We start from the raw sequence: 26,495 nt of genomic DNA on the forward strand, positions 1-26,495 counted from the left end.
TCGTTGGGGGTGTCCAGCTCGGGCGCGTAGGTGGCCGGCTTGGAGGCGTTGTAGAAGGAGTTGGTCGGCTGGTCGGCGTGGGTGGGGATCATGTATTTCTCCATGATGTCCCAGGCCCCGTTGAACTTGGACCAGTCGCCCGTCACCTTGCCGTACATGGCCTGCAGCCACAGGAGGTAGCTGTACGCCTCCGAGGTGGTCTCGTGGCCCTGGTCCGGCGCCTCGACGATCAGCGTCTCGACCGAGTGGTAGGGGATGCCCTCGGGGGAGAAGTAGCCGTTCGCCGGGTTGGTGATCTTGCCGTACAGATCCAGGAAGCGGGCGTTGTACGTGCCCGTCGCCGCGATCTGGGTGACCGTCACCGAGGCCTTGGCGTGCCCGGTCGCCGTCGACTCGAAGGTCGCCGCACCGGTGCCGGAGGCGTTGCCCGTGATGGTCACCGTCTGCGCGGTGCTCCAGTTGGACGGGGTGAAGGTGAGCGAGGCCCCGCCGGTCACCGTGAGGCCCGTGTTGCCGCTGGTGCGGGCGGTCGTGACCGTCACGTTGGCCGAGGGCTGCGTCGACAGCTTCAGCGTGTACGTGCCCGTCTTGCCCTGCTGGACGGGCACCTGGGTGGCCGACGCGACGATCGCGGGACCCGAGACGACCGTGATGCCCACGGGCGTGGACTCACCGGACGCGCCCAGGCTGTCGTACGCCTTCGCCAGCAGCGAATGACTGCCCACGGTCAAACTTGAGACCGAGAGCGAGTACGGCGCCGTCGTGTCGGTGCCCAGCAGTGTGGTGTTGTCGTAGAACTCCATCTTGCTGATGGTCGCGTTGTCCGCGGCGGCGGCCGTCGCGGCGAGCGGAACGGCCGTGCCCTGGGTGTAGGCCGCGCCCGCGGCCGGGCTGGTCAGGACCGTGATCGGCGGCTGGTGCGCGCCGGTGCAACTCGTGCCGTTGATCGCGAAGTTGGTCGGGGCGGCGTTGGTGCCGCTGTAGCTGAACTGCGCCCCGGTGGTGACGGCGGCGCCCGCGGCGATGTTCGCGTTGTACGTGGCAGCGGTGACGGAGACGGCCTGGCCGGACTGGGTCCAGGTGCCGTTCCAGCCGTTGCTCAGCTTCTGGTTGCCGGCATAGCTGTACGTGAGCGTCCAGCCGTTGATGGCGTCCGCGCCGCGGTTGGTGATCGTCAGATCCGCGGTGAAACCGGAGCCCCAGTCATTGGTTTTGTAGTCGACGCTGCACTGAACTGCCGCTGCTTGTGCGGGAGTTGAAGCCGCGCTCAGCATCGCGAACGGCAGTGCCAGGGCCGCCACGACAGCGGTCCACAATCGCCGGGCAGGCCGGTGTCTCCTCGTGGGGGGCATTGCTGGTTCCTCCTTGTGCGGCTCGGAGAAGTCAAGGCTTGAACCAGTGGGAGCGCTCCCATAGTGAGGATGAGGGTGTGAGGGGTCAAGACGCTTGAAGAGTCGAAAAGATTCGACGAATGTGGCCCCGGAAAAGTCAAGTGACGCCTCTGTTCTTTGCCGTCACTTGGCGCTAACTTCTTGGACACCAGTGGGAGCGGTTCCATCAGTCGACGCGTCCGTTACGGCGCGCTGATCTGCAAGGAGTCGCTCATGCGACACCCCCCGCGTTCAGTACCTTTACTCAGGCCCGCCCCGCGACGGACGCGCCGGTCACGTCGGCCGGCCCGTTTGTCGGCCGGGGGTCCGGGGCTCATCCCCCGGGTAGGCGCAGTAGCCGCCGTCGGCGCGATCTCCCTCATCGGGGCCGTGACCGTACCGGTGGTCACGGCGTCCGGTGCCACCCCCGCCTGCTCGGTGGAGTACTCCGTCACCAGCCAGTGGGGCAGCGGCTTCCAGGGCTCCGTGAAAATCACCAACAACATGGCCTCCGTGACCAGTTGGAGCCTCACCTTCGACTTCGCCGGCGGCCAGAAGCTCACCCAGGGCTGGAACGCGAAATGGTCCCAGTCCGGTACGACGGTCACCGCGGCCAACGAGAGCTACAACGGCTCGCTGGGCAGCGGAGCGAGCGTCAGCGCCGGATTCATCGCGTCCTCGTCCGGGAGCAACGCCGTACCCACCTCGTTCAAGCTCAACGGCACGGTCTGCAACACGGACACCGGGCCGTCCCCCACTCCGGACCCGACGAATCCTGAGGACACGGCACCCCCCGTCCTGCGCGTCCTGGGCAACAAGCTCGTGGACGCGAACGGGGGTACCCGCCGACTCCTGGGTGTGAACCGGTCCGGCGGCGAGTTCATGTGCGTCCAGGGCCGCGGCATCTTCGACGGTCCGGTCGACGACGCCTCGGTGAAGGCGATCGCCGACTGGAAGGCGAACACGGTCCGCATCCCTCTCAACGAGGAGTGCTGGCTGGGCCTGTCCAACATCAACCCGGCCTACGCCGGGACCAACTACATCAACGCCGTCAAGGACCTGGTGGCCAGGGTCAAGGCCCACGGCCTGACACCCGTGGTCGAACTCCACTGGACCTACGGGCAGTACACCGGCAACTCCGCCGGCTGCTCCGACGTGCACGCCAGCTGCCAGAAGCCGATGCCCGACATGCAGTACACACCCGCCTTCTGGACCTCGGTGGCGAACACCTTCAAGGGCGACAGGACCGTCGTCTTCGACCTGTTCAACGAGCCCTACCCGGACCGCGCCACCTCCACGACCACCCAGGCGTGGCAGTGCTGGCGGGACGGCGGAACCTGCCCCGGCATCGGGTACGAGGTCGCCGGTATGCAGGATCTCGTCGACAGTGTCCGCAGCACCGGCGCCACGAACGTGATCCTGGCCGGCGGGATCACCTGGTCCAACGACCTGAGCCAGTGGCTGACCCACAAGCCCACCGACCCGACGGGCAATCTGGGCGCCGCCTGGCACGTGTACAACTTCAACGCCTGCTCCAACGAGAGCTGCTGGAACTCCACGCTCGCCCCGGTGGCCGCCCAAGTCCCCCTCATGGCGGGGGAGATCGGCGAGAACACCTGCTCCCACGGCTTCATCGACCAGGTCATGAAGTGGTTCGACGACCGCTCCCTGTCGTATCTCGGCTGGACCTGGAACACCTGGGACTGCTCCTCCGGACCGTCCCTGATCAGCAGCTACGACGGCACACCGACAGCGTTCGGGACCGGGCTGCGTGACCATCTGCGCGCCCTGAACGGATAGCACCCCCTCAACGGCACCACCCGCTCGACGGACAACACCCGCGACCGAGAAGGAAACCCTCACTCATGAGCCGTACGAGAACAGCGCTCCTCGCTGCCCTGGCGCTCGTCGCCGGGGCCTCCGGGACCGCGCTCGCCGTGGCCCCCGGGGACGCAGGCCTCGCCGCCGTCCCCTGCGCCGTGGACTACAAGGTGCAGAACCAGTGGGACACCGGCTTCACCGCCGCCGTCACCATCACCAACAACAGCGCCGCCAAGTCGAGTTGGGCGCTGAAGTGGTCGTACGCCGGGAACCAGAAGGTCACCAACTTCTGGAACTCCAAGATCAGCCAGAGCGGGACCGCCGTCACCGCCGCCAACGAGAGCTACAACGGCACGCTCGCCACCGGCGGTTCGGTCAGTTTCGGCTTCCAGGGCACCTACAGCGGCACCAACGCCCTGCCGACCACCTTCACCCTCGACGGGGTGACCTGCAACGTCGACGGCGGCGGCCCCACCGACCCGGGCCCGACCGACCCCGGCACCCCCGGCACCCGGGTCGACAACCCGTACGCGGGCGCCAAGGTGTACGTGAACCCCGAGTGGGCCGCCAACGCCGCCGCCGAGCCGGGCGGCAGCCGCATCTCCAACCAGCCCACCGGCGTGTGGCTGGACCGGATCGCCGCGATCAACGGCGCCGGCGGCAAGATGGGCCTGCGCGCCCACCTCGACGAGGCACTGAAGCAGAAGGGCTCGGGAGAGCTCGTCGTCCAGCTGGTCATCTACGACCTGCCCGGACGCGACTGCTCGGCCCTCGCCTCCAACGGCGAACTGGGCCCCACGGAGATCGACAAGTACAAGACGCAGTACATCGACCCGATCGCCGCGATTCTCGCCGACCCCAAGTACGCCTCGCTGCGGATCGTCAACACGGTCGAGCTCGACTCGCTGCCGAACCTCGTCACCAACGTCACGCCGCGAGCCACCGCCACCGCGAACTGCGACACGATGAAGGCCAACGGCAACTACGTCAAGGGCGTCGGCTACGCGCTCAACAAGCTCGGTGACGCCCCCAACGTCTACAACTACGTGGACGCCGGGCACCACGGCTGGCTCGGCTGGGACGACAACTTCTCCGCGACCGTCCAGACCATCAAGCAGGCGGCCACCGCCGAGGGCGCCACCGTCAACGACGTGCAGGGCTTCATCACCAACACCGCCAACTACAGTGCGCTGAAGGAGCCGAACTTCACCATCAACGACTCCGTGAACGGCAAGTCCGTGCGCGAGTCCAAGTGGGTCGACTGGAACCGGTACGTCGACGAGCTCTCCTACGCGCAGGCGTTCCGGCAGGAGGCCGTGAACCAGGGCTTCCCCTCGGGCGTCGGCATGCTGATCGACACCTCCCGCAACGGCTGGGGCGGCACCGCCCGGCCCACCGGCCCCGGTGCCATGACGGACGTGGACACCTACGTCAACGGCGGCAAGCTCGACCGGCGCATCCACGTCGGCAACTGGTGCAACCAGGCGGGTGCCGGTCTCGGTGAGCGGCCGAAGGCCAGCCCGGCCGCCGGGATCGACGCCTACGTGTGGATCAAGCCTCCGGGCGAGTCGGACGGGTCCAGCTCGGCGATCGCGAACGACGAGGGCAAGGGCTTCGACCGGATGTGCGACCCGACGTACACCGGCAATCCGCGGAACAACAACAACATGTCCGGTGCGCTGCCGAACGCCCCGCTGTCGGGGCACTGGTTCTCGGCGCAGTTCCAGGAGCTCATGAAGAACGCGTACCCGGCGCTCTGACGTCGTGCCGGGGTCTGGTCAGTTGTCCTGGGCCAGGCCCCGGCGGATCGCGAACTCCACCGCTGAGTAGTCCCCGTCGGTTCGCTCCAGCTCATGGGGAACCGACGGGAGCAGCGGTGGCTGTGCCATGAAACGGGGGCGCGTGCCGTGGTGCGGCTGGGCCGCGTGGACCAGGAAGGGATGGCAGAGGTAGACGTCCCCGGGGCCGCCGGTGGCGTGGGCGAGCGGGCGATGCGCTGAGGCCTTGTCCACCTTCGGGCCCAACTCCAGGAACGACGCACCCTGTTCGCCGTACGGCTCCAGGATCGGCGGTACGTCGAGGTGGGAGCCCACCCTGATCCGGGTCGGGGCGTCGGCCTCGGTGACCTCGCTGAACAGGAACAGCATCAGCAGCGCGCGGTCCCTGGAGCGCAGGTTGGTGTGATATCGGCCGACGGGCGCGTCCTCGGGAAGGTAGCTTCCCTCGATGTGCCAGCCCGCGTCGTCCGGTTCCTCGGCGTGCGGAAACCGCAAAGGGAAGCTGCCCAGCGAATAGCGGGCCTGCCAGCGGTTCTCGCCCACCAGCAGGTCGAACGCCTCATGCAGGGCAGGGGAGTTGGCGGCCGCCGCGAACGGGCCCTGCGCCATGTCGGCCACCCACACCACCGGGTCCTTCCAGGAGGCCCGGTCCTCGGGGGCGTAGCCCGTCTCCCGCCACAGCAGCGACGCGCAGTGCTGGGCGACGCGGGGCGCGAAGGCTCCCTCGATCTTCACGAATCCGTCGTCGAGGAAGCGTTCCACCAGTTCGTCGTCCATGGGGTCATCGTGGAGGACACACGATGCCGGACGCATCCCCTTTTCCTTTGCGTCCGCTTTGCCATCCTCTTTTGCTGTCACGGCAACAGTGCCGGCCCCTTCGCGGTGCGTCGGCGCACGCTGGCGGCATCCCGAGGAGAGGCTGACACCATGGCGCACGATCACGATCACGATCACGAAGAGCACGATCACGAAGAGCACGGTAACGGTGGCACCCACGGTCACCAGCACCACGACCACACCGACATCGACTGGTCCAGGATGGCCCAGCACCTGGAGACCCAGGCGGAGCTGTTCACGCCCCTGTACGAGCGGGCCCTGGCCTGGCTCGGGCACAAGCAGACCGAGCCGGGGCTGATCGTCGACGCGGGCAGTGGACCGGGGGTGCTGTCCTGTCTGCTCGCCGAGGCGTTCCCGGGGGCCAGGGTCGTCGCCGTCGACGGAGCCGAGCCGCTCCTGGAACGCGCCCTGGCCCGGGCCGCCCGGCTGGGCGTCGCCGACCGCTTCGGCACCGTCGCCGGTCAACTGCCCGGAGCCCTCGATGAGTTGGACTACCCCGTCGACCTGCTGTGGGCCAGCCGGAGTCTGCACCACCTCGGCGACCAGCGGGCCGGAATCGCTGCGTTCGCCGCACGGCTCGCCCGTGGCGGCACGCTCGCGCTGATGGAGGGCGGGCTGCCGGCGCGTTTCCTGCCCCGCGACATCGGGATCGGCCGGCCCGGACTCCAGGCACGGCTCGACGCGCTGGAGGAGGAGTGGTTCGCCGAGATGCGGACGGGGCTGTCCGACGCGGTCGCCGAGGTCGAGGACTGGCCCGCGCTGATGGCCTCGGCGGGGCTGCGCCCCACCGGTACGCGGAGTTTCCTGCTGGACCTGCCCGCGCCGACGACCGACCGCGCCCGTGCCTACATCGCCGCGTCGCTCGGGCGGCTGCGGGATGTCTTCGGGGAGCACCTGGAGTCGGACGACCGCGAGACACTCGACCGGCTGCTGGATCCCGAGGACGAGGCGAGCGTGCACCGGCGGGCGGACGTCTTCGTGCTGGCCGCGCACACAGTGCACACCGCGGTGCGGACCGGCTGAGGCCGGCTGCACCGCCGGACGCGCCGCCCCATGTCGTGGGGCGGCCGCGAACTGCCTGCGGCACTCGGTGATCAGAGCGACCCCGCCCGCCGGGGACGGCCCGGTGTTCGACCTCGGATTCACCCCGGACGGCACCGAGTTGCACCTCACGACACCTCATCTGCCCGACCCACAGCGGCGGCGCTGGTCCCCTCGGCCGACTACCGCCGCACCTGCGGCACTTGACTTCGAGAACGCTCCAACTGATGTACTCCCTGCCGTCCACGGGATCACAACCGAACACAGGGGGAAGCCATGTCCGACTCACCGGTCGCGCTCATCACCGGCGGCGGCAGCGGCATCGGCGCCGCGGTCGCGCGGCAACTGCTCGACGCCGGGCACCGGGTGGCCGTCACAGGACGCGGTGAGCCGCGTCTGCGCGCCTTCGCCGAGGAGCTCGGCAACCCGGACGGGCTGCTCACGTTCGTCGGGAACGCCGCCGACTACGACGACATCCGGTCGGCGGTCGACCGTACGCTCAAGGAGTTCGGACGGCTGGACACGGTCGTCGCCAACGCCGGTTTCGCCACCCACGACTCGGTCGCCGAGGGCGACCCGGCCGGCTGGACCGAGATGGTGCTCACCAACGTCCTCGGCCCCGCACTCCTCGTCCGCGCCTCCATCGACGCGCTCAAGGAGACCCGCGGCCGGATCGTCCTGATCGGCAGCGTCGCCGGGTTCGTCAACACCCCGGGCAACATCTACGGGGCGACCAAGTGGGCGGTGACCGGGCTCGCCGAGAACACCCGCCGCGAGGTCACCGGGTTCGGCGTCGGCGTCACCCTGGTCGCTCCGGGGCGTGTGGAGACGCCGTTCTGGGACAGTTACGGCAGCCTTCCGCCCGGCCATCTCCTCACCGCCGACCAGATCGCCGAGTCGATCGTGTGGGCCGTACGGCAGCCCGAGGGCGTCGACATCAACACCGTCGTCGTACGGCCGATCGGGCAGCCCAACTGACCCGGGGCCGCCCGCACGCACAACGGCCGGCGGTGCGTCACCCGAGCGGCGACAAGCCGCAGGGGTGACGCACCGCCGGCCGAACCGGCCTGCTGTCAGGCGCTGTTGAACGTCGAGGGGTCCGGGCCGAGGCGCCGGTCCTCGTTGAGCGCGCTGATCGCCGCCAGGTCCTCGGTGTCCAGGGCGAAGTCGAAGACCTCGATGTTCTCCTTGATCCGCGACGGGGTCACGGACTTCGGGATCACGACGTTGCCGAGCTGGAGGTGCCAGCGCAGCACGACCTGGGCCGGGGTGCGGTCGTGCTTCTGGGCGATGGCCACGATGGCCGGGACCTCCAGGAGGCCCTTGCCGGAGCCGAGCGGCGACCAGGCCTCGGTGGCGATGCCCTGCTCCGCGTGGTACTCGCGGGCCGCCCGCTGCTGAAGGTGCGGGTGCAGTTCGATCTGGTCGACGGCCGGGACGACGGACGTCTCGGCGATCAGCCGCTCCAGGTGGCCGGGTTCGAAGTTGGAGACACCGATCGCCTTGATGCGGCCGTCGGCGTGCAGCTTCTCGAACGCCTTGTAGGTGTCGACGAACAGGTCGCGGGCGGGCGTCGGCCAGTGGATCAGATACAGGTCCACGTACTCCAGGCCGAGCTTGTCCAGCGAGGTGTCGAAGGCGCGCAGAGTCGAGTCGTAGCCCTGGTCGCCGTTCCAGAGCTTGGTGGTGACGAAGATGTCCTCACGGGCCAGTCCGGAGGCCGCGATGGCCTTGCCGGTGCCCTCTTCATTGCCGTAGATCGCCGCTGTGTCGATGCTGCGGTACCCGGCCTCGAACGCCGTGGTGACCGCGCGCTCAGCCTCGTCGTCCGGCACCTGCCAGACGCCGAAACCCAGCTGGGGCATCTCGACGCCGTTGTTGAGGATGATCGGGGGGACCTTGCTGCTCACGAGCTCTTGATCCTTACGGTTGTCGTCAGATGGCACTCCCATCGTCAACGATCACGAGCCGTGATGCATTCCTGACCGCGGAATCCGTCCGAACTGACCCGCCGGTCAGCGGGCGATGGCCGAAATTGGCCGGAAATGCATCCGATCTCTTCGGTACAGACCATTGACCGTCGGCGGTCCTGCCGCGACTCTGGATCGCGCCAACGGGCGGAATCATGAACTCGGTTCATGTATGTGAATCCGTGTTGGCTTTCATCCGATGTTTCCCGTGTCTCCTGACTCACGGAGAGGGAGGAACATGAGACGCCGTCGTCTGCGTTCGGCACTGACGACCCTCGCGCTCGCCGCCGTGACCCTGGTCACCCTGCCGGCGGCCGCACCCCCGCCCACCGGCCCAGCCACCGGCCCGGGCCCGGACCGGGACTGGTCCGTCGCCATGGTCGACTCCACCATGGCCCGCTACACACCGAGCACCATCGGAGGCTGGTCCTACCCGGTCGGCCTGTACCTCTACGGCCAGTACCTCACCTACAGGCGCACGCACGACGCCCGCTACCTCGCGTACATCAAGAGCTATGTCGACCGGTTCGTCGGTGCCGACGGCTCCATCGGCCAGTCGTTCAACAGCCTGGACAGCATGCAGGCGGGCCGGCTGCTGGTGATCCTCCATCACGAGACGGGCGAGGTCCGCTACCGCACCGCCGCGCGCAAGATCCTCGACCGCCTCGCCACCTACCCGCGCACGGACGACGGCGGCTTCTGGCATGCCGACACCGCGAGCCGCGCCCACCAACTCTGGGCGGACGGCGTCTACATGGTGAACCCGTTCCTCGTCGAGTACGGCGCGGAGTTCGGCGAGAGCGCCGGCACGGACGCCGAGGCGGCGCGGCAGCTCGCCGTCTACGGCGGCCACCTCCAGGTCGCGAACGGCCTGCTGAGACACGCCTACGACGAGTCGAGGAGCGTGAGCTGGGCCGATCCGGAGACCGGGCTCGCCCCCGAGCACTGGTGCCGGGCCGTCGGCTGGTACTCCATGGCGATCGTCAACGTCCTCGACGCCGTCCCGGCGGACCAGCCGCGTCGTCCCCAACTCCTCGCGATCCTGCGGAAGCTGGCGGCCGGGTTGGAGAAGTACCAGGACCCGGCGACCGGCCGCTGGTTCCAGGTGATCGACAAGGGCGGCAGAAGCGACAACTGGACCGAGACGTCCTGCTCCAGCATGTTCACCTACGCCCTCTCGCGCGGCGCCGAGCGCGGCTATCTGGCCCCGCGCTACGCCGCCGTGGCCCGGCGCGGCTACCAGGGGGTCCTGGCGAAGCTGTCGGTCGGCTCGGACGGCCGTACCGAACTCGCCGACGTCTCGGTCGGCACGAATGTCGGCGACTACGCGTACTACGTCGCCCGCACCCGGGCCGTGAACGACTTCCACGGCCTGGGCGCCTTCCTGATCATGAACGAACAACTGCGAGGTGATTAGTGTCATGAACTCATCACGAAGGGTGCTGCTCGGCGCCGCGCTGGGCGGTGCCACGGCGGCCGCGGTCGGTCTGCCGCAGGCGACCACCGCCCACGCCGCCTCCTGGCAGCAGAAGTGGGCCCCGTCCGCGAGTGGCGACGGCCTCGGCGCCTTCGAGACGATCGAGGACGACCGCGCCGACTCGCACCCCGCCGGATCGCCGCACATCTACGCCACCGGCAACAACTGGCGCTTCGACATGCACACCGTCGACCGCGACACCTCCACCGACCGCCAGCGCCAGGAGGCCACCGGGCTGCGCAACGGCAGCGGCGGCGACTACCTGAAGTGGACGAAGGGCCAGACCTGGCGGCTCACCTACTCGATGTACATCCCGAGCTCCCTGAAGGCGACCACGACCTTCACCCACATCATGCAGATGAAGCAGCCCGGCAACGGCACCTCGCCGATCGTCGTGCAGTCCCTGCGCCGGGTGAACGGCAAGCAGACCATCGAGCTGAAGCTCGCCATCGACGACATCCTCGTCGGCCGCACCGACCTGGACCCGCTGCACGACAAATGGACCGACGTCGACTTCCAGATCAAGGTCGGCGACGGCTCGGCGGGTTCGGTCCGCTGGATCCTGAAGTCCGGCGGCTCGACCGTCATCGACGCGTCCAAGACCGGCGTCGACACCTTCCTGGCGGACCGCGTCCGCCCGAAGTGGGGTATCTACCGCTCCCTCGGCGACACCTCCGGCTCTCTCCAGAACACCTATCTGCTGCTGACCAACCTGCGCGGCTACCAACTCGTCTGAGGAGCCGTCACCTTGAAACCCCCCACTGATCCATGCGCCCGCGCGGCGGCGACCGTCCTCTTCGTCGTCGCCCTCGTCCTGGGACTCGGCCACCCGGCTGCCCCGGCCGGCCGGCAGGCCCCGTTCCGGACCGCCACCGTCTTCGACGTCCGTGACTACGGCGCCGAAGGCGACGGCTCCGCCAACGACACCCCCGCCGTCAACAAGGCGATCACTGCCGCGAGTTCGGTGGCGGGCGGCGGAGTCGTCCGCTTCCCGCCCGGTGACTACAAGTCGAAGAACACCATCCACATGAAGAGCCATGTGACGCTCCGGCTCGACAAGGGCGCCACCCTCCAGGGCTCCAGCGCCGACACCTACGACAAGGCCGAGTCCAATCCGTACGACGACTACCAGGACTACGGGCACAGTCACTTCCGCGACGCGATGATCCACGGCGACCGGCTGACCGACATCGGTTTCGTCGGCGAGGGTGTCATCGACGGCATGGGCAACCTGATCACCGGCAACCCGAAGTCCGGCGAGGCCGACAAGATCATCTCCCTGACCCGGTGCGACGGACTCACGATCGGCGACGGCCTCACACTCCGCCGCGGCGGCCACTTCGCGGCGCTCGTCAACGGCTGCAAGAACGTGACGTCGGACCACCTGACCATCGACACCGCGAGCGACCGCGACGGCTGGAACATCATCTCCACGACGAACGTCACGGTGACCAACGCGAACATCAGGGCCAACGACGACGCCCTGGTCTTCAAGAGCGACTACGCCCTCGGCGCCAAGCTCCCCAACGGCCACGTCCGCGTCAACGACAGCTTCCTGTCGGCCCGTTGCTGCAACGCCCTCATGTTCGGCTCGGAGACCTGCGGCGACTTCTCGGACTACCGGTTCGAGAACATCCGTATCGACGGCGCCGACAAGTCCGGCCTCGGCATGGTGTCGATGGACGGCGCGAAGATCTCCGACGTCCACTACCGCGACATCACGATGACGAACGTCCACTCGCCGATCATGCAGAAGATCGGCACGCGAAAACGGTGCGGCGACAGTCCCGGAGTCGGATCGATCAGCGACATCACGTACGACGACATCACGGCCACCGGCAGCAGCCCGTCCTTCAGCCCGACCCTGTGGGGTGAGACCGGCCACCGCATCAAGGGCGTGACGTTCAACAACGTCGACATCACGGTCCCGGGCGGCAACGGCACCGTGTCCACCGGCGTGCCGGGCAACGACCCGAACGACTACAACCCCAAGGCCATCGGCACCCGGCCGGCCTACGGCTGGTACCTCCACAACGCCGACGACGTCCGGTTCACCGACAGCTCGGTGAAGTTCGCCGCGGACGACGGCCGGCCCGCGTTCATCGCCAACGCGGCCGACGGCATCCGGCTCACCAGGTTCACCGCGCAGCAGGGCGGCAGCTCTCCGTACGACGTGGGCCTTCAGGACGCCTCCGGCGTCTGCCTGACGGACAGCCACAACACCTCCGGCGGCGCTCTGCGGGTCTCGGGAAGCCAGGACTGCGGCAGTACGGCGGTGAAGCCGCTCGACCTGGAGAACCCCCGCCAGGAATTCCTGCGCAACTCCGTCGGCGGCCTCTTCCTGCACTGGGGCCTGCGCACCGCCCCCGCCCACACCAGCTGCACCGCCTGGGAGGACGACGTCACGAACGGTGGCTGGAGCCCCGACTACTGGGTGAAGGAGGCCCAGAAGCTGCACACGCAGTACCTCGTCCTCGCCAGCTTCCACAGCCGCCTCGGCTACGCCCGTCCCTGGCCCTCCAGGATCCCCGGCTCCTGCTCCACCGAGCGGGACTTCCTCGGCGAGCTGGTCACGGCAGCCAAGGCCAAGGGCATGAAGGTCATCCTCTACATGACCAACGACCCCCAGTGGCACGACGAGGGCGGCCACGAGTGGCTCGACTCGGCCGCGTACTCCTCCTACAAGGGCAAGAACGTCGACCTGACCACCAACGACGGCTTCGGGCAGTTCAGTTACGACAACTTCTTCGAGGTCATGGACCGCTATCCCGACCTCGGCGGCTTCTGGATCGACAACGACAGCTCCTACTGGGAGGGCCACGACCTCTACCGGCAGATCTACAACAAGCGCCCGAACTACACGCTCAGCAACAACAACGAAGACACGCCGATCATGGACATGATCAGCAATGAGCAGAAGACGGGCATGACCCCGGCCTACGACTACCCGCAGGCCGTCTACACCGCCCAACCCCGCCTGACCGAGGCCGACTTCAAGCTCCCGTCGACCGGTGCCTGGTGGTACGGCGGCTCCGACCCCTCCGTCGACCGCGCGCTCACCCTCGGCCGCCTGATCACCAACACGGGCTCCTCGGTGAAGGCGCTGATGGCGGAGACCGCCCAGGTCAACGGCACGTTCCCGGCCAACCAGGCCGCCTTCAACACCTTCGCCGACTCCTACCTGGACCCCATCTGGGAGTCCCTGCACGGCACTGAGGGTGGCGGCTACATGTACGGCGGCCTCAAACCCGGCGCCTGGAACGACGGCGCCTACGGCGTCACGACCATCGCGAAGGCCGACGCCAACCGGCAGTACGTGCACGTCCTGACCCCGCCGAGCACCAGCACCCTGCGCGTCCGGGACAACGGCTACCGCATCGCCTCGGTCGCCAACCTCCGTACCGGCAAAGCGGTTTCGTGGTCCCAGTCCGGAGGGGTGCTCACCCTGACCGGGCTCGGCGCCTGGGACCCGTACGACACCGTCTTCAAGGTCACCACCGCCGGCCGCCAGGGCATCCTCACCGGCGTCAAGGTGAGCGCGAGCGCCTCGGCGAGCGGGCACACGGGCCAGGCCGCCGGTGACCGCGACTACCTCACCTACTGGGACAGCAACAAGACGCTGCCCGTCAACCTCACCTTCGACCTCGGCTCGGCGAAAAAGGCGCAGTACATCGGCCTCAACCAGCGCGAGGACTCCGTCGCCTACGCCCGCGCGGACACCGAGCAGTCCGCGCGGATCAAGGACTACAAGGTGTACCTGAGCGACGACGGCTCGACCTGGGGGAGCGCGGTCAAGACCGGGCAGCTGCCAAGTCGCCGCGGAATCCAGGGCATTGACCTCACCGCCGCCAACGCCCGCTACGTCCGCCTGGAGGTCGACACCACCTGGGCCGCCTCCACCGACACCACCCGCTACAAGCGACTGCGCATCGACGAGGCGTGGATCGGCACGTCGTACGCCACACCCGCGAACGGGGGACAGTCATGATCGGTATCAGATCGCTCGCGGCCACGGTGGCGGGCCTCCTACTCGCCGCGGTGGTGCCGCTCGTGGGCACCGCCCATCCGGCGGCCGCCTCCGACAACGGTCAGTCCGTCCGGCCCGCCATGGGCTGGTCCAGCTGGAGCTTCGTGCGCCGCACGCCGACCGAGGCGAAGATCAAGGCGCAGGCCGACGCACTGGCCGCCAGTGGCCTCAAGGACCACGGCTTTGTGTACATCAACCTCGACGACTTCTGGCAGAAGTGCGACTCCAACGGCTTCGTCGTCGACGACCACGGCCGCTGGGCCGTCGACACGGCCAAGTTCCCCGGCGGGATCAAGGCCCTGGCCGACTACGTCCACTCCAAGGGCCTGAAGTTCGGCTTCTACGTGACGCCCGGCATCGCGAAGAACGCCGTGCTGAAGAACACGCCGATCGAGGGCACCTCATACCACGCGAAGGACATCGCGGACACCTCGAAGACCGAGAAGAACTACAACTGCAAGAACATGTACTACATCGACTACTCCAAGCCGGGCGCCCAGGAGTTCGTCAACTCCTGGGCCAAGCAGTTCGCTTCCTGGGGTGTCGACTACCTGAAGATCGACGGGGTGGGCAGTGCCGACACCCCCGACGTCCAGGCCTGGGACAAGGCACTGAGGGCGAGCGGACGGCCCATCAACTTCGCGCTCTCCAACAACCTTCCGATCGCCGACGCCTCCACCTGGCGCACACTGGCCAACAGTTGGCGCACCCAGGGCGACGTGGAGTGCTACTGCGGACCGGGGAGCAACGGCAGCGGCTATCCGCTCACCGACTGGTCCCACGTCTCCAAGCGCTTCGACGCAGCCGCCTCCTGGCAGCCGTACGCCGGACCGGGCGGCTGGAACGACCTGGACTCACTGGAGATCGGCAACGGCGACCGGGTGGGCCTCACCGCCGACCAGCGCCGGTCCCACTTCACGCTCTGGGCGATGGCAGCCTCGCCCCTGCTGCTCGGCACCGACCTGACCGATCTCGACCCGGTCGACAAGGCGATGCTGACCAACGACCGCCTCATCGGGGTCGACCGGGACGGCGTCGCCGCCAAGCGGATCGTGGACAGCGGGGTCAAGCAGGTCTGGAGCAAGAAGGAGAGCGACGGCCAGTACGTCGTGGCCCTGTTCAACACCGGCACCTCGGGCAACGCGACGGTGAGCGTGAACTGGTCGCAGGCCGGCTTCACCGGCTCCGGTGACGTCACCGACCTGTGGTCCGGCGCGCACAAGGGCGTGATCGCGGACTCCTACAGCGCGACCCTGCGACCGGGCGAGACCCGGCTCATCCGCGTCAAGCCCGTCAACTCCCTGAAGTCGGCGGCCGCTTCCCCGGGATTCGCCGTGGCCCCCTACGAGTACCTCGGCTGGGGCAGCCCCCAGAACCCCACGGCGGTGATGTCGGCGACCGGCGTCAAGTGGTTCACGCTCGCCTTCGTCCTCTCCGACGGCACCTGCAACCCCAAGTGGGACGGTTCCCGCCCGCTCACCGGCGGCGACGACCAGGCGAAGATCAACGCGATCAGAGGGGCCGGCGGTGATGTCATCGTCTCCGTGGGCGGCTGGAGCGGCGCGAAGCTCGGCGAGAAGTGCTCCAGCGCCTCGGCCCTCGCCGGCGCCTACCAGAAGGTGATCAACGCCTACCAGCTGAAGGCCCTCGACATCGACATCGAGAACACCGAGTGGTCCAACGCGACCGTACGGCAGCGGGTCGTCGACGCGCTGAAGACGGTCAAGGCGAACAACCCGGGCCTGAAGACCGTCATCACCTTCGGCACGACGACCAGCGGCCCCGACTCCACCGGTGTCGACATGATCAAGCGGGCCGCCAACTCGGGCCTGGCGAACGACGTGTGGTGCATCATGCCGTTCGACTTCGGCGGCGGCACCACGAACATGGGCACCCTCACCACGCAGGCCATGGAAGGCCTCAAGGCCCGCGTCAAGTCGGCCTACGGCTACGGCGACACCGCCGCCTACGCCCACATCGGCCTGTCCTCGATGAACGGAAAGACCGACGACTCCGGTGAGCGTGTCCGCGTCGCCGACTTCAAGACCATGCTCGCCTACGCCCAGCAGCACCACATCGGGCGCCTCACCTACTGGTCCGTCAACCGCGACCGCCCCTGCGGCTCAGGCACCGACGGCGACTCCTGCAGCGGCGTGACGCAGCAGCCGTACGACTACCTCAAAGTCTTCACCCAGTACACGGGCTGAAGGGAACATCCGTGAAAATCAGCAGACTTCTGCCCTACGGCCTCGCCGCCGCCCTCGCCCTGCCGCTCGCCGGCCTGAGTCAGGGCACCGCGCTCGCGGCCACCGACTACCAGGCCGAGGACGCGACCGTCGTGCAGGGCACGGTGGCCACCAACCACACCGGTTACACGGGCACCGGCTTCGTCGACTACACCAACGTCACGGGCTCGTACGTGGAGTTCACGGTGAGCGCGGCCTCCGCGGGCACCACGTCCGTCACCTTCCGCTACGCCAACGGGACCGCGACCGACCGTCCCATGGACATCTCCGTGAACGGCACGGTCGTGTCGCCCGCCGTCTCCTTTCCGGCCACCGCCGACTGGAACACCTGGGCCACCAAGACCGTCGACGTCCCGCTCACCGCGGGCTCCGGCAAGATCCGCGCGACCGCCACCACCGCGGGCGGCGGTCCCAACCTCGACCGCATCGGCGTCGCCGTCGCCACCGACTCCCAGGCCCCGAGCCGCCCCGGGCAGCCCAGCTGCTCCGACATCGGTGAGGACGGGCTGACGCTGGCGTGGGGCGCCGCCACCGACAACGTGGGCGTGACGGCGTACGACCTCTACGAGCACGGCAACAAGATCGGTGAGGCGCCCGGCAGTTCGACCAGCAAGGCGCTCACCGGCCTGACCCCCGGCACCACCTACAACCTCACCGTCATCGCCCGTGACGCGGCCGGCAACACGTCCCCGGCCAGCCCCGTCGTCGACTGCACCACCAAGCCCAGCTCCGACACCACCCCGCCGACCAAGCCCGGCACCCTGTCCGCGGCGGACGTCACGGCGAACAGCGCCGCACTGAGCTGGGGTGCCTCCACCGACGACCGGGCGGTCGCCGGTTACGACGTGCGCAGTGACACCACCGTCTACAAGTCCGTCACCACCGGCACCTCGACCACGCTGACCGGACTCGCCTGCAACAGCCCGTACAGCCTGAACGTCGTCGCCCGCGACACGGCCGGCAACGTCTCCCAGCCGAGCAACACGGTCACGTTCACCACCAAGGCCTGCGCCACCGACGGCGGCGTCCCGTCGTCCGTCTCCACCCTCTCCTCCGGCTGGACCATCCCCTGGGGCATCTTCTGGATGCCCGACGGCAAGACCGCACTGGTCACCGAGCGGGACGACTTCCGGGTCTGGAAGGTCACCAAGGACGGCACGAGGACGCAGATCGGCACCGTCCCGAACGCCGTCACCACCAACGGCGAGGGCGGACTGCTCGGCGTCGCCGTCGACCCCAAGTGGGACACCAACCACCGCGTCTACTTCATGCACACCGCGTCCGAGGGCAACCGCGTGGTCCGCATGACGTACGACGGGACCGCCCTGAGCGACTACACGGTCCTCCTCCAGGGCATCAAGAAGAACCGCTACCACAACGGCGGCCGCCTCGCCTTCGGCCCCGACGGCTACCTCTACGTCTCCACCGGCGAGGCCCAGACACCCGACCTGGCGCAGGACAAGAACTCCCTCAACGGCAAGATCCTGCGCATGACGACGGACGGAAAAGCGGCCCCGGGCAATCCGTTCGGCAACTATGTCTACAGCCTCGGCCACCGCAACCCGCAGGGCCTCGCCTTCGACCGCAACGGCCGCCTGTGGGAAGCGGAGTTCGGCAACAGCTCCAAGGACGAACTGAACCTGATCAAGCCCGGCGCCAACTACGGCTGGCCGACCTGCGAGGGCACCTGCTCCACCACCGGGATGACCAACCCGAAGGCCACCTGGAACGTCTCGGAGGCCTCGCCGAGCGGCATCGCCATCGTGCGCAACGTCGTCTACATGGCCTCCCTGCGCGGCGAGCGGCTGTGGCGGATCCCGATCAGCGGCGACAGCGAGAGCGTCGGCACGCCTACCGCGTACTACGTGGGCACCTACGGCCGGCTGCGCACGGTCACCAAGGTGCCGGGCGCCGACCAGCTGTGGCTGTCGACCACCAACTGCGACAACAACGGAGGAGCGGCGGACGGAGCGGACAAGATCTTTCGCCTGACGATCAGCTGACGGACCGTCAGGCCTGATACAGGGCCTCGACCTCGTCCGCGTACGCCGTCTCTATCGCCTTGCGCTTCAGTTTCAGCGACGGGGTCAGCAGCCCGTGCTCCTCGGTGAAGGGCTGCGCGAGGATACGGAACGTGCGGATCGACTCGGCCTGCGAGACCAGGGTGTTGGCGGCCACCACCGCACGCCGCACCTCGGTCTCCAGGTCGGCGTCGTGCACCAGCTGGGCCGCGGCCATCCGAGGTTTGTCGTGCATCCCCAGCCAGTGCTCCACGGCCTCCTGGTCGAGGGTGACCAGGGCGGCGATGTAGGGGCGGTCGTTGCCCACGACGATGCACTGCGAGACCAGCGGATGGTCGCGCACCCGCTCCTCCAGCACGCCGGGGGAGACGCTCTTGCCGCCGGAGGTGACGAGGATCTCCTTCTTGCGGCCCGTGATGGTGAGGTAGCCGTCCTCGTCCAGGGAGCCGAGGTCACCGGTGGCGAGCCAGCCGTCGTGCAGGGTCTCGTCGGTGGCCTTGTCGTTGTTGAGGTAGCCCCGGAAGATGTTGTCGCCGTACAGCCAGATCTCGCCGTCGTCCGCGATGTGCACGGTCATCCCGGGGATGGGCTGGCCGACCGTGCCGTAGCGGGTGCGCTCGGGCGGGTTGGCGGTCGCGGCGGCCGTCGACTCGGTGAGGCCGTATCCCTCGTAGATATGGACGCCCGCACCGGCGAAGAACAGCCCGAGCCTGCGGTCCATGCCGGAACCGCCGGTCATGGCCTGTTTGATACGGCCGCCCATCGCCGCCCGCATCTTGGAGTAGACGAGCTTGTCGAAGAGCTGGTGCTGCATCCGCAGCCCCGCCGACGGACCCGGCCCCAGACCCCAGGCCTTGGCCTCCATGGCGTCCGCGTACTTCACCGCCACGTCGACGGCCTTCTCGAACGGCCCGGCCTTGCCCTCCTTCTCGGCCTTGCGGCGGGAGGCGTTGAAGACCTTCTCGAAGATGTACGGCACCCCGAGGAAGAACGTCGGCTTGAACGCGGCGAGGTCCGGCATCAGGGCGGCCGCGTTCATCTGGGGCTGGTGGCCGAAACGCACCCGGCCACGGATCGCCGCGACCTGCACCATCCGTCCGAAGACGTGCGCGAGCGGCAGGAACAGCAGGGTCGCCGCCTCGTCGCCCTTCTTGGAGTGGAACACCGGCTCCCAGCGGTCGATGACCGTGTCCGCCTCGTACATGAAGTTGCCGTGTGTGATCACACAGCCCTTGGGGCGGCCCGTGGTGCCCGAGGTGTAGATGATCGTCGCGGTCGAGTCCGGGGTCACGGCCTGCCGGTGGCGGTGCACCACCTCGTCCTCGATGGGGGCGCCGGCGTCGTAGAGCTCCTGCACCGCGCCGGAGTCCAGCTGCCACAACCGGTGCAGCTGCGGCAGCCGGTCGATGACGGTGGCGATCGTCATCGCGTGGTCCTCGTGCTCCACGATCGCGGCCGTGCACTCGGCGTCGTACAGCGCCCAGAAACACTGCTCGGCGGAGGAGGTCGGGTAGACCGGCACGACCTGCGCGCCGATCGTCCACAGCGCGAAGTCGAACAGCGTCCACTCGTAGCGGGTGCGGGACATGATCGCGACCCGGTCGCCGAAGCGGATGCCCTGCGAGAGGAGTCCCTTGGCGAGCGCCAGGACCTCGTCGCGGAACTCCGCGGACGTCACGTCCCGCCACTGCCCGGTCTCGTCCTTACGGCCGAGAGCGATGTGCAGGGGGTCGTTCCGGGCATGCTCGAAGACGACGTCGGCCAGTCCGCCCACCGGGGGTGCCAACGCCAACGGAGGGTTGGTGAACTCGCGCAAACCCCGCTCCCCGCTCCCTGGCGCTCGGTGACGCTCCGCACAGCGCCGTGAAAGCTACCCCACCGCGACATCCGGCGGGAGGGGGGCCGAAGCCGAGCGGTGCTCATATATGGCCTGGTCGGTACCGGAAAATACCCTCACATGGGGAAGGGTCGGACAGAAAACTGACGGTTGAGTAAGTTTCGGTGCCGTAATCTCCACCGAATCTGTACGACCCGACTACGCCTCGCGACCTTGCAGAAACGGTCACTCCCGGGCCGTGGTGCCCTCTTCCGTCAGCGCCGTCGGCCGGGAATGTGTCACTCCGTCGCGGGGCGCGCACCCGGTTTGCGGGGGACGGCCACCGGGGGCGGCGGGGCGCGGGTGTGCGCGGCGGGGGTGTGCGTGGCGAGGGTGTGCGTGGGGTGCTGGGTCCCTTCTCCCGCCCTCGGGCCCGGCGTGTCCGCCGACCCGGCGAAGGCGTGCGTGCCGCGCTGAGGCCTTCTCCTCATACTCGGCTTCGCCCGAGACGGACTCGCGCACGGGGCCCCGAACCCGACGACGGGGTCTTGTGGTGGGCCCTCGAACCCGGCGACGGGGTCTTGCGGCGGGCACCCGAATCCGGCGACGGGGTCTTGCGGCGGGCCTCCGAACCCGGCGACCTACTCACCGTCGGTGCAAGCGGTCGCCGCCCGTCAGGATCGCGGCGGCCAGCGCGTCCGCCGCTCCCTGGGCTGCCGTCAGCCGGCGCCCGTGCACCAGTACGAAGTCGACCCGCCCCAGCTCGGGCAGCCCCGCCCGCTCGGGGATCCGCACCAGGCCGGGCGGCACCAGCCCCTGCGAATGGGCCATCACCCCCAGCCCCGCCCGTGCGGCGGCGATCAGCCCGTTGAGGCTTCCGCTCGTGCACACGATCCGCCACTCCCGGCCCTGCCGCTCCAGCGCCTCCAGCGCGAGGGCCCGCGTGATCCCCGGTGGCGGGTAGACGATCAGCGGCACCGCCCGGTCGGCGTCCAGGCGAAGCCGCTCAGCCCCGATCCACACCAGCCGGTCGTGCCAGACCAGTTCACCCCGGGGGTCCTCCGGCCGCCGTTTGGCCAGGACGAGATCCAGCTTCCCGGCGGCGAGCTGCTCGTGCAGTGCCCCGGACAGTTCGACGGTCAGCTCCAGGTCGACCTCGGGATGGTCGTAGCGGAAACCTTCGAGGATCTCCGGCAGCCGGGTCAGTACGAAGTCCTCCGACGCCCCGAACCGCAGCCGCCCCCGCACGCGCGTGCCGGTGAAGAACGCCGTCGCCTGGTCGTGCACCTCCAGGATCCGGCGCGCGAAACCGAGCATCGCCTCGCCGTCCTCGGTCAGCTCCACGGAGTGGGTGTCCCGGGTGAACAGCTGCCGTCCGGCCGCGTCCTCCAGACGCCGTACGTGCTGGCTCACGGTCGACTGACGCACCCCTAGCCGTCGCGCGGCCTGCGTGAAGCTCAGCGTCTGCGCCACCGCCAGGAACGTACGCAATTGCGACGGGTCGTACATGGCACCAGGTTATCGCGAATCATGATGTCAGTCAGAGTGGTATGCGGGATTCCCGATCAAGACGTGAAGGAGGACGATGGAGGGGGACCCTCCGTCCCGGGGGACGGCGCCCGCCGTGTCCCCCTACCGCCGTCGAACACGAGCAAGTGGAGCACCGTGAAGCGCCTGAAGTGGCCGGCCTGGATGCCGGTCGACCCGTACATCCTGCTGCTGCTCGGCACGGTGGGCCTCGCGGCCCTCGTACCGGCGCGCGGGACCACCGCGGACGTGGCCTCCGGAGCCTCCACGGCGGCGATCGCCTTCCTCTTCTTCCTCTACGGCGCCCGCCTCTCCACCCGTGAGGCGCTGGACGGCCTCAAGCACTGGCGACTCCACGTCACGGTCCTCGCCTGTACGTTCGTGATCTTCCCGCTGCTGGGCCTCGCCGCCCGCGGACTCGTCCCGGTCCTCCTGACGGACCCCCTCTACCAGGGCCTGCTCTTCCTCACCCTGGTGCCATCCACCATCCAGTCCTCGATCGCGTTCACGTCGATGGCCCGCGGAAACGTGCCCGCCGCGATCTGCGCCGGCTCCTTCTCCTCCCTGGTCGGCATCGTCATCACCCCGCTCCTCGCCGCCGCCCTGCTCGGCAACAGCGGCGGAGGGTTCTCGGCCGACTCGCTCGTGAAGATCGTGCTGCAGCTGCTCGTGCCGTTCATGGCGGGGCAGTTGCTGCGCCGCTGGATCGGCGCCTTCGTCACCCGCCACAAGAAGGTCCTCGGCCTCGTCGACCGCGGCTCGATCCTCCTGGTCGTCTACACCGCGTTCAGTGAGGGCATGGTCCAGGGCATCTGGCACCAGGTGAGCCCGCTCAGGCTGGGCGGACTGATGATCGTCGAGGCCGTCCTGCTCGCCCTGATGCTCACCCTGACCTGGTACGGCGCCAAGGGGCTCCGCTTCGGCCGCGAGGACCGCATCGCCATCCAGTTCGCCGGGTCGAAGAAGTCCCTCGCCTCCGGACTGCCCATGGCCAGCGTCCTGTTCGGGGCGCACGCCTCACTCGCCGTGCTGCCGCTGATGCTGTTCCACCAGATGCAGCTGATGGTGTGCGCCGTGATCGCGAAGCGCCGCTCGCACGACCCGGTCGCGGACGAGGTCACCGCGCCGGGGCGAGCCGCAGCGTCACGAACCGCGGTCGGTACAGCGACACGTTCCGGTTGAGCTGCGCCGAAGCGCCCGCCGCCTCCAGCCAGTTGACGTCGTAACTCAGCACCAGCCCTCCGGAGCCGCCGAGTTCGGGGTGCACCTGCGGGTTGTAGGCGGCGACCTGGCCCTCGGGCAGGGGTGCGGTGAAGTCCTTCGCCGGGCCGTGCCAGGGCCCGGCGGGGGAGCAGGCCCAGTACGAGGTCACGGCCGCGAGACCCTTCGTCCCGGCGGCCATGGTGAACAACACGTACGTCCCGTCCTGCCGTACGACGGAGAAGGCACTGCCCACCCCGGTCTGCCGCCCGTCTCCCAGCACCGGGCGCGGACGGGCGCCGGTGGTCCACTCGGAGCCGTCCCAGTACTCCCAGGCGCCCGGCTCGGCGAGCCCGCCCTCCGGCACCCGCGCCACGTACGCCGACGAGGCGGACCGGGACGCGGCCCGGCCGTCGTCGCCCCCGAACACATACGTCCACGCGCCGTCCTCGACCAGCGTCGTTCCGAACAGCACCCGCCGGGACGGGTCCTGGACCCGCTGCTCGTCGAGGACCTTCGTGATCGACTCGACGCGCAGGTCGGGCAACGAGAGCGTGGCGACCTCGGTGGCCGTGGGAACGCCGTAGATCCACGGAGACGAGCCGGCCGTCCGCACCCACAGCAGCACCCGTACGACCTGTTCGTCGGAGCCGGGGGAGCGGGGTTCGACGCGGGCCGCGACCGGCCAGCGCCACTGGTTCGGGGCCGGGTCCGGGAACAGCGGCGCGGGCAGGGTGGTCTCCAGGCGGCCGCCGCGCATCAGCACCGCCGAGTTGCGCACGAGCGGCGCCGTGGTGTCCCGCCAGGTGTACGGCTCGCCGAAGGGGTTGGGCGGGCCGTACACCTGGCCGAGATAGGTGTCGGAGAACAGCCACAGCAGCCGTCCGTCCGGCAGCCGCACCGAGTGCGTGCCGTCGCCGCCGGTCCAGTCGTCACCTCGGGCGGCGTCGTCGCCGTAGCGGGCGAACTCGGCGGTCAGCGGGCCGTCCGCGGACCAGGAGCGGACAGTATGCGGTATGCAGTCGGCGGTGTTCTTGTCGCTGTCGCCACCGGGCAGGACCGTGACCATCACAGCCGCGAGCACCAGCGTCAGCAGCAGGCCGACGCTGGTGCCGGTCCGCTGGCGCGCTCGTCCGTCCTCGGGCACGGGTCGGGACGTTAGTGGGTGTGCGGCGCGGGGTCCATGGGGCGTGGGCGGCGCGGGGTCCATGGGGCGTGGGCGGCGCGGGGTCCATGGGGCGTGGGCGGCGCGGGGCACATCGGGTACCGGCGGGCGGGTGCGGCGGGGAGAGGTCCATCGGGTATCGGCGGGCGGGTGCGGCGGGGAGGGGCCGGCCCGGGGTGTTCAGGGCCGCAGGACCACCTTCCCGAGGTTGTTCCGCGACTCGATCACCTCGTGCGCCTTCGCCGCGTCCTCCAAGGTGAACTCCTCGTGCACGACGGGACGGAGAGTGCCGCCCGCGAACATCCGCCACAGCTCCCGCCGCCACCGCTCGCACAACTCCGGCTGCTCACGGGCGATCCGCGCCATCTGGAAGCCCGTCACGGACTTGGCGCCGACGAGGAGGTCGTACGCCCGGATCGTCCCGCCGCCCGAGCTGTACGCCACGAGACGCCCGCCCTCGGCGAGGGCGGAGAGCGCCGGGGTCAGCAGCTCGCCGCCCACGGCGTCGAGAACGTAGTCGACGGGATCTCCCCAACTACCGTCCGTGTAGAGGACGGTGGCGTCGGCGCCGAGCGAGCGCACGAAATCCGCCTTGCCCGCGTCGGAGACCGCGCCCACCACCCGAGAGGCGCCCCGGGCCCGTGCGAGCTGCACGGCCAGGTGACCCACCCCGCTCGCCGCCGCGGTGACCAGTGCCGTGTCTCCCGGCTTGGGCCGCGCAGCGTCCAGCGCGCCGAGCGCGACCAGCCCGCTGCGGACCAGGGCGACCGCATCCACGGCTGAGGCGTCGTCGGGCACCGGGGAGGCCATGGCCTCGTGCAGGGGTGCGACGTCGGCGTAACCGTGGCCGAAGCAGAGGCCCGTGACGCGGTCGCCGGGGCGGAAGCGCGTGACCCCCGCGCCGACGCGCATCACCTCTCCTGCCAGTTCGCCCCCGAGCGGTATCGGCTCCACCGCCTCGGTGACCTTGCGGACGACGGGGAGGGTGACACCGACCGCCTCGCAGCGCACGAGGAGCTCTCGCGGGCCCGGCTCGGGGACCGGCACCTCCTCCAGGAACAGAGGGCCGCCCATGGACTCGTACCGGACACGACGCATCGACCCGACCTCCCGAGAATTCATTGGTGGCCCCAACGATAGGCGGGAAGTCGTTGGGCAGTCCAATGAATAATGGCTAGGCTGTCCACATGGCCGAAGCACCCCTTCCCGCGATCCGCTCCCTCCCCAGCTGGCTCCTCGGCCGTGCCGCCGCCCGCGGCCGGAGCCTGGTGGCCGAGGCGCTCGCCGCGGAGGGCGTGAAGATGTGGCACCACGTGGTGCTCTCCGCCGTCCGTGACCTCGCCCCCGTCGCCCAGGCCGACCTCGGCCGCGGCGTGCGCCTCGACCCCAAGGACCTGGTCGGCATCCTGAACGACCTCCAGTCCGCGGGTCTCGTCCTGCGCGAACCGGACCCAGGCGACCGCCGCAAGAACGCGGTATCCCTCACCACCGAGGGAACGCGGCTGCTCAAGCGCTGCGAGAAACTTGCCCGCCAGGCCAACGACGACCTGCTCGCCCCCCTCTCGGCCGCCGAACGCGCCCAGTTCATGAGGCTGTTGATCCGGATCTCCGGTACGGAGGGCTGACGGCGGATAACGTTCCGTCATGACCGGACCCCTCGCGCTCGATCCATGGCGCAGCGCCCTCGTGCTCGTCGACCTGATGGACCGCATCGTCGCGCTGCCCCTGGAGCCCCGCAAAGGCACCGAAGTCCTCGCCGCCGCGGAGCAGTTGGCGGCAGTCTTCCGGGCGGCCGGTGCGCTCGTCGTGCTCGTGCGTGTCGAGCGGCCCGGCGTCGCCGACCAGCCACCCGGCGGAGGGCTGGTCGCCGGTCTGCCGCGAGATGGTGACATCGAGATCGTGAAGCGGACCATCGGCGCCTTCCAGGGCACGGACCTGGACGCGCGACTGCGTGAACGCCACATCACCACGCTGGTGTTCGGCGGGATCGCCACCAACCTCGGCGTCGAGTCCACCGCACGCGCCGCCGGAGACCTCGGCTACGACCTCGTCTTCGTCGAGGACGCCATGGCCGCCTTGACCGCCGCCGAACACGAGGCCTCGGCGCGGCTCGACTTCCCTCGCCTGGGCACCGTGGTGACGGCGGACCAGGTGCGCTTCACCAGCGGCTGAGACGCGGAGGCTCCGGGGCCGGGCGGC

Annotated in this window: 19 protein-coding genes; 12 read left to right on the top strand and 7 right to left on the bottom strand. The window is 69.2% G+C overall.

Annotation, left to right across the window (positions count from 1 at the left end):
- Nucleotides 1-1,352: glycoside hydrolase family 48 protein (locus ACZ48Z_RS30925; RefSeq protein ID WP_468739180.1), on the bottom strand; the 1,352-nt coding region annotated here is incomplete at its 3' end.
- 408 nt (nt 1,353-1,760) lie between these two features.
- Between ACZ48Z_RS30925 and ACZ48Z_RS30930 the strand changes: the two genes are divergently transcribed.
- Nucleotides 1,761-3,170, top strand: coding sequence for a cellulase family glycosylhydrolase (locus ACZ48Z_RS30930; RefSeq protein ID WP_468739181.1), 1,410 nt, complete (start codon nt 1,761-1,763; stop codon nt 3,168-3,170).
- A 65-nt stretch (nt 3,171-3,235) separates the two neighbouring features.
- The gene (locus ACZ48Z_RS30935; RefSeq protein WP_468739182.1) at nt 3,236-4,951 is read left to right on the top strand and encodes a glycoside hydrolase family 6 protein; all 1,716 of its coding nucleotides are present in this window, start codon (nt 3,236-3,238) and stop codon (nt 4,949-4,951) included.
- Between the two features lie 18 nt (nt 4,952-4,969).
- Here ACZ48Z_RS30935 and ACZ48Z_RS30940 read toward each other — a convergent pair whose 3' ends face one another.
- Nucleotides 4,970-5,782 carry a phytanoyl-CoA dioxygenase family protein gene (locus ACZ48Z_RS30940; protein WP_468739183.1) on the bottom strand — a complete coding sequence of 271 codons (813 nt, stop codon included), beginning with the start codon at nt 5,780-5,782 and terminating at the stop codon, nt 4,970-4,972.
- A gap of 114 nt (nt 5,783-5,896) precedes the next feature.
- Here ACZ48Z_RS30940 and ACZ48Z_RS30945 point away from each other — a divergent pair, with 114 nt between their 5' ends.
- Nucleotides 5,897-6,829: a class I SAM-dependent methyltransferase gene (locus tag ACZ48Z_RS30945; RefSeq protein WP_468739184.1), complete on the top strand. Its 933-nt coding sequence runs from the start codon at nt 5,897-5,899 to the stop codon at nt 6,827-6,829.
- Nucleotides 6,830-7,123: 294 nt separating this feature from the next.
- Complete coding sequence (locus tag ACZ48Z_RS30950; protein WP_468739185.1) at nt 7,124-7,825, top strand: SDR family oxidoreductase; 702 nt, start codon at nt 7,124-7,126, stop codon at nt 7,823-7,825.
- Between the two features lie 95 nt (nt 7,826-7,920).
- Here the strand turns inward: ACZ48Z_RS30950 and ACZ48Z_RS30955 are convergent, their stop codons facing one another.
- Complete coding sequence (locus ACZ48Z_RS30955; protein WP_468739186.1) at nt 7,921-8,757, bottom strand: aldo/keto reductase; 837 nt, start codon at nt 8,755-8,757, stop codon at nt 7,921-7,923.
- A 298-nt stretch (nt 8,758-9,055) separates the two neighbouring features.
- On the opposite strand from ACZ48Z_RS30955, the gene ACZ48Z_RS30960 reads away from it, so the two are divergent.
- The 5 genes from ACZ48Z_RS30960 to ACZ48Z_RS30980 are packed head-to-tail and all read left to right on the top strand — an operon-like array spanning nt 9,056 to nt 18,570.
- Nucleotides 9,056-10,234: a glycoside hydrolase family 88/105 protein gene (locus tag ACZ48Z_RS30960; RefSeq protein WP_468739187.1), complete on the top strand. Its 1,179-nt coding sequence runs from the start codon at nt 9,056-9,058 to the stop codon at nt 10,232-10,234.
- Nucleotides 10,235-10,238: 4 nt separating this feature from the next.
- On the top strand, nt 10,239-11,030 hold the full coding sequence (locus ACZ48Z_RS30965; RefSeq protein ID WP_468739188.1) for a Tat pathway signal sequence domain protein: 792 nt from the start codon (nt 10,239-10,241) through the stop codon (nt 11,028-11,030).
- Nucleotides 11,031-11,042: 12 nt separating this feature from the next.
- Nucleotides 11,043-14,282: a glycosyl hydrolase family 28 protein gene (locus ACZ48Z_RS30970; protein WP_468739189.1), complete on the top strand. Its 3,240-nt coding sequence runs from the start codon at nt 11,043-11,045 to the stop codon at nt 14,280-14,282.
- Entirely contained in the window at nt 14,279-16,528 is a 2,250-nt protein-coding gene (locus tag ACZ48Z_RS30975) for an alpha-galactosidase (protein WP_468739190.1), read from the top strand. The genes ACZ48Z_RS30970 and ACZ48Z_RS30975 overlap by 4 nt, the downstream gene beginning before the upstream one ends.
- 11 nt (nt 16,529-16,539) lie before the next feature.
- Nucleotides 16,540-18,570, top strand: coding sequence for a PQQ-dependent sugar dehydrogenase (locus ACZ48Z_RS30980; protein ID WP_468739191.1), 2,031 nt, complete (start codon nt 16,540-16,542; stop codon nt 18,568-18,570).
- 7 nt (nt 18,571-18,577) lie between these two features.
- Here the strand turns inward: ACZ48Z_RS30980 and ACZ48Z_RS30985 are convergent, their stop codons facing one another.
- Together ACZ48Z_RS30985 and ACZ48Z_RS30990 are read right to left on the bottom strand one after the other, a co-directional pair.
- Nucleotides 18,578-20,404, bottom strand: a complete 1,827-nt coding sequence (locus ACZ48Z_RS30985; RefSeq protein ID WP_468739192.1) for an AMP-dependent synthetase/ligase — start codon at nt 20,402-20,404, stop codon at nt 18,578-18,580.
- 645 nt (nt 20,405-21,049) lie between these two features.
- Entirely contained in the window at nt 21,050-21,913 is an 864-nt protein-coding gene (locus ACZ48Z_RS30990) for a LysR substrate-binding domain-containing protein (protein WP_468739193.1), read from the bottom strand.
- 183 nt (nt 21,914-22,096) lie between these two features.
- Here ACZ48Z_RS30990 and ACZ48Z_RS30995 point away from each other — a divergent pair, with 183 nt between their 5' ends.
- Nucleotides 22,097-23,113: a bile acid:sodium symporter family protein gene (locus tag ACZ48Z_RS30995; protein WP_468739320.1), complete on the top strand. Its 1,017-nt coding sequence runs from the start codon at nt 22,097-22,099 to the stop codon at nt 23,111-23,113.
- Here ACZ48Z_RS30995 and ACZ48Z_RS31000 read toward each other — a convergent pair.
- Together ACZ48Z_RS31000 and ACZ48Z_RS31005 are read right to left on the bottom strand one after the other, a co-directional pair.
- Complete coding sequence (locus tag ACZ48Z_RS31000; protein ID WP_468739194.1) at nt 23,049-24,278, bottom strand: DUF4185 domain-containing protein; 1,230 nt, start codon at nt 24,276-24,278, stop codon at nt 23,049-23,051. The two genes, ACZ48Z_RS30995 and ACZ48Z_RS31000, sit on opposite strands and share 65 nt — an antisense overlap.
- A 198-nt stretch (nt 24,279-24,476) precedes the next feature.
- Complete coding sequence (locus tag ACZ48Z_RS31005; RefSeq protein WP_468739195.1) at nt 24,477-25,394, bottom strand: quinone oxidoreductase family protein; 918 nt, start codon at nt 25,392-25,394, stop codon at nt 24,477-24,479.
- Nucleotides 25,395-25,483: 89 nt separating this feature from the next.
- On the opposite strand from ACZ48Z_RS31005, the gene ACZ48Z_RS31010 reads away from it, so the two are divergent.
- Nucleotides 25,484-25,921, top strand: coding sequence for a MarR family winged helix-turn-helix transcriptional regulator (locus ACZ48Z_RS31010; protein WP_468739196.1), 438 nt, complete (start codon nt 25,484-25,486; stop codon nt 25,919-25,921).
- A gap of 19 nt (nt 25,922-25,940) precedes the next feature.
- On the top strand, nt 25,941-26,468 hold the full coding sequence (locus ACZ48Z_RS31015; protein WP_468739197.1) for an isochorismatase family protein: 528 nt from the start codon (nt 25,941-25,943) through the stop codon (nt 26,466-26,468).
- Nucleotides 26,469-26,495 lie beyond the last annotated feature (27 nt).

Source organism: Streptomyces sp. NPDC031225 (assembly GCF_055570355.1).

What these genes read in the sequence shown, in the direction of transcription:
- ACZ48Z_RS30935 (WP_468739182.1), top strand. Translation starts at nt 3,236, where the DNA reads ATGAGCCGTACGAGAACAGCGCTCCTCGCTGCCCTGGCGCTCGTCGCC.
- ACZ48Z_RS30940 (WP_468739183.1), bottom strand. Translation starts at nt 5,782, where the DNA reads ATGCGTCCGGCATCGTGTGTCCTCCACGATGACCCCATGGACGACGAA.
- ACZ48Z_RS30945 (WP_468739184.1), top strand. Translation starts at nt 5,897, where the DNA reads ATGGCGCACGATCACGATCACGATCACGAAGAGCACGATCACGAAGAG.
- ACZ48Z_RS30950 (WP_468739185.1), top strand. Translation starts at nt 7,124, where the DNA reads ATGTCCGACTCACCGGTCGCGCTCATCACCGGCGGCGGCAGCGGCATC.
- ACZ48Z_RS30960 (WP_468739187.1), top strand. Translation starts at nt 9,056, where the DNA reads ATGAGACGCCGTCGTCTGCGTTCGGCACTGACGACCCTCGCGCTCGCC.
- ACZ48Z_RS30965 (WP_468739188.1), top strand. Translation starts at nt 10,239, where the DNA reads ATGAACTCATCACGAAGGGTGCTGCTCGGCGCCGCGCTGGGCGGTGCC.
- ACZ48Z_RS30975 (WP_468739190.1), top strand. Translation starts at nt 14,279, where the DNA reads ATGATCGGTATCAGATCGCTCGCGGCCACGGTGGCGGGCCTCCTACTC.
- ACZ48Z_RS30990 (WP_468739193.1), bottom strand. Translation starts at nt 21,913, where the DNA reads ATGTACGACCCGTCGCAATTGCGTACGTTCCTGGCGGTGGCGCAGACG.
- ACZ48Z_RS30995 (WP_468739320.1), top strand. Translation starts at nt 22,097, where the DNA reads ATGCCGGTCGACCCGTACATCCTGCTGCTGCTCGGCACGGTGGGCCTC.
- ACZ48Z_RS31005 (WP_468739195.1), bottom strand. Translation starts at nt 25,394, where the DNA reads ATGCGTCGTGTCCGGTACGAGTCCATGGGCGGCCCTCTGTTCCTGGAG.
- ACZ48Z_RS31010 (WP_468739196.1), top strand. Translation starts at nt 25,484, where the DNA reads ATGGCCGAAGCACCCCTTCCCGCGATCCGCTCCCTCCCCAGCTGGCTC.
- ACZ48Z_RS31015 (WP_468739197.1), top strand. Translation starts at nt 25,941, where the DNA reads ATGACCGGACCCCTCGCGCTCGATCCATGGCGCAGCGCCCTCGTGCTC.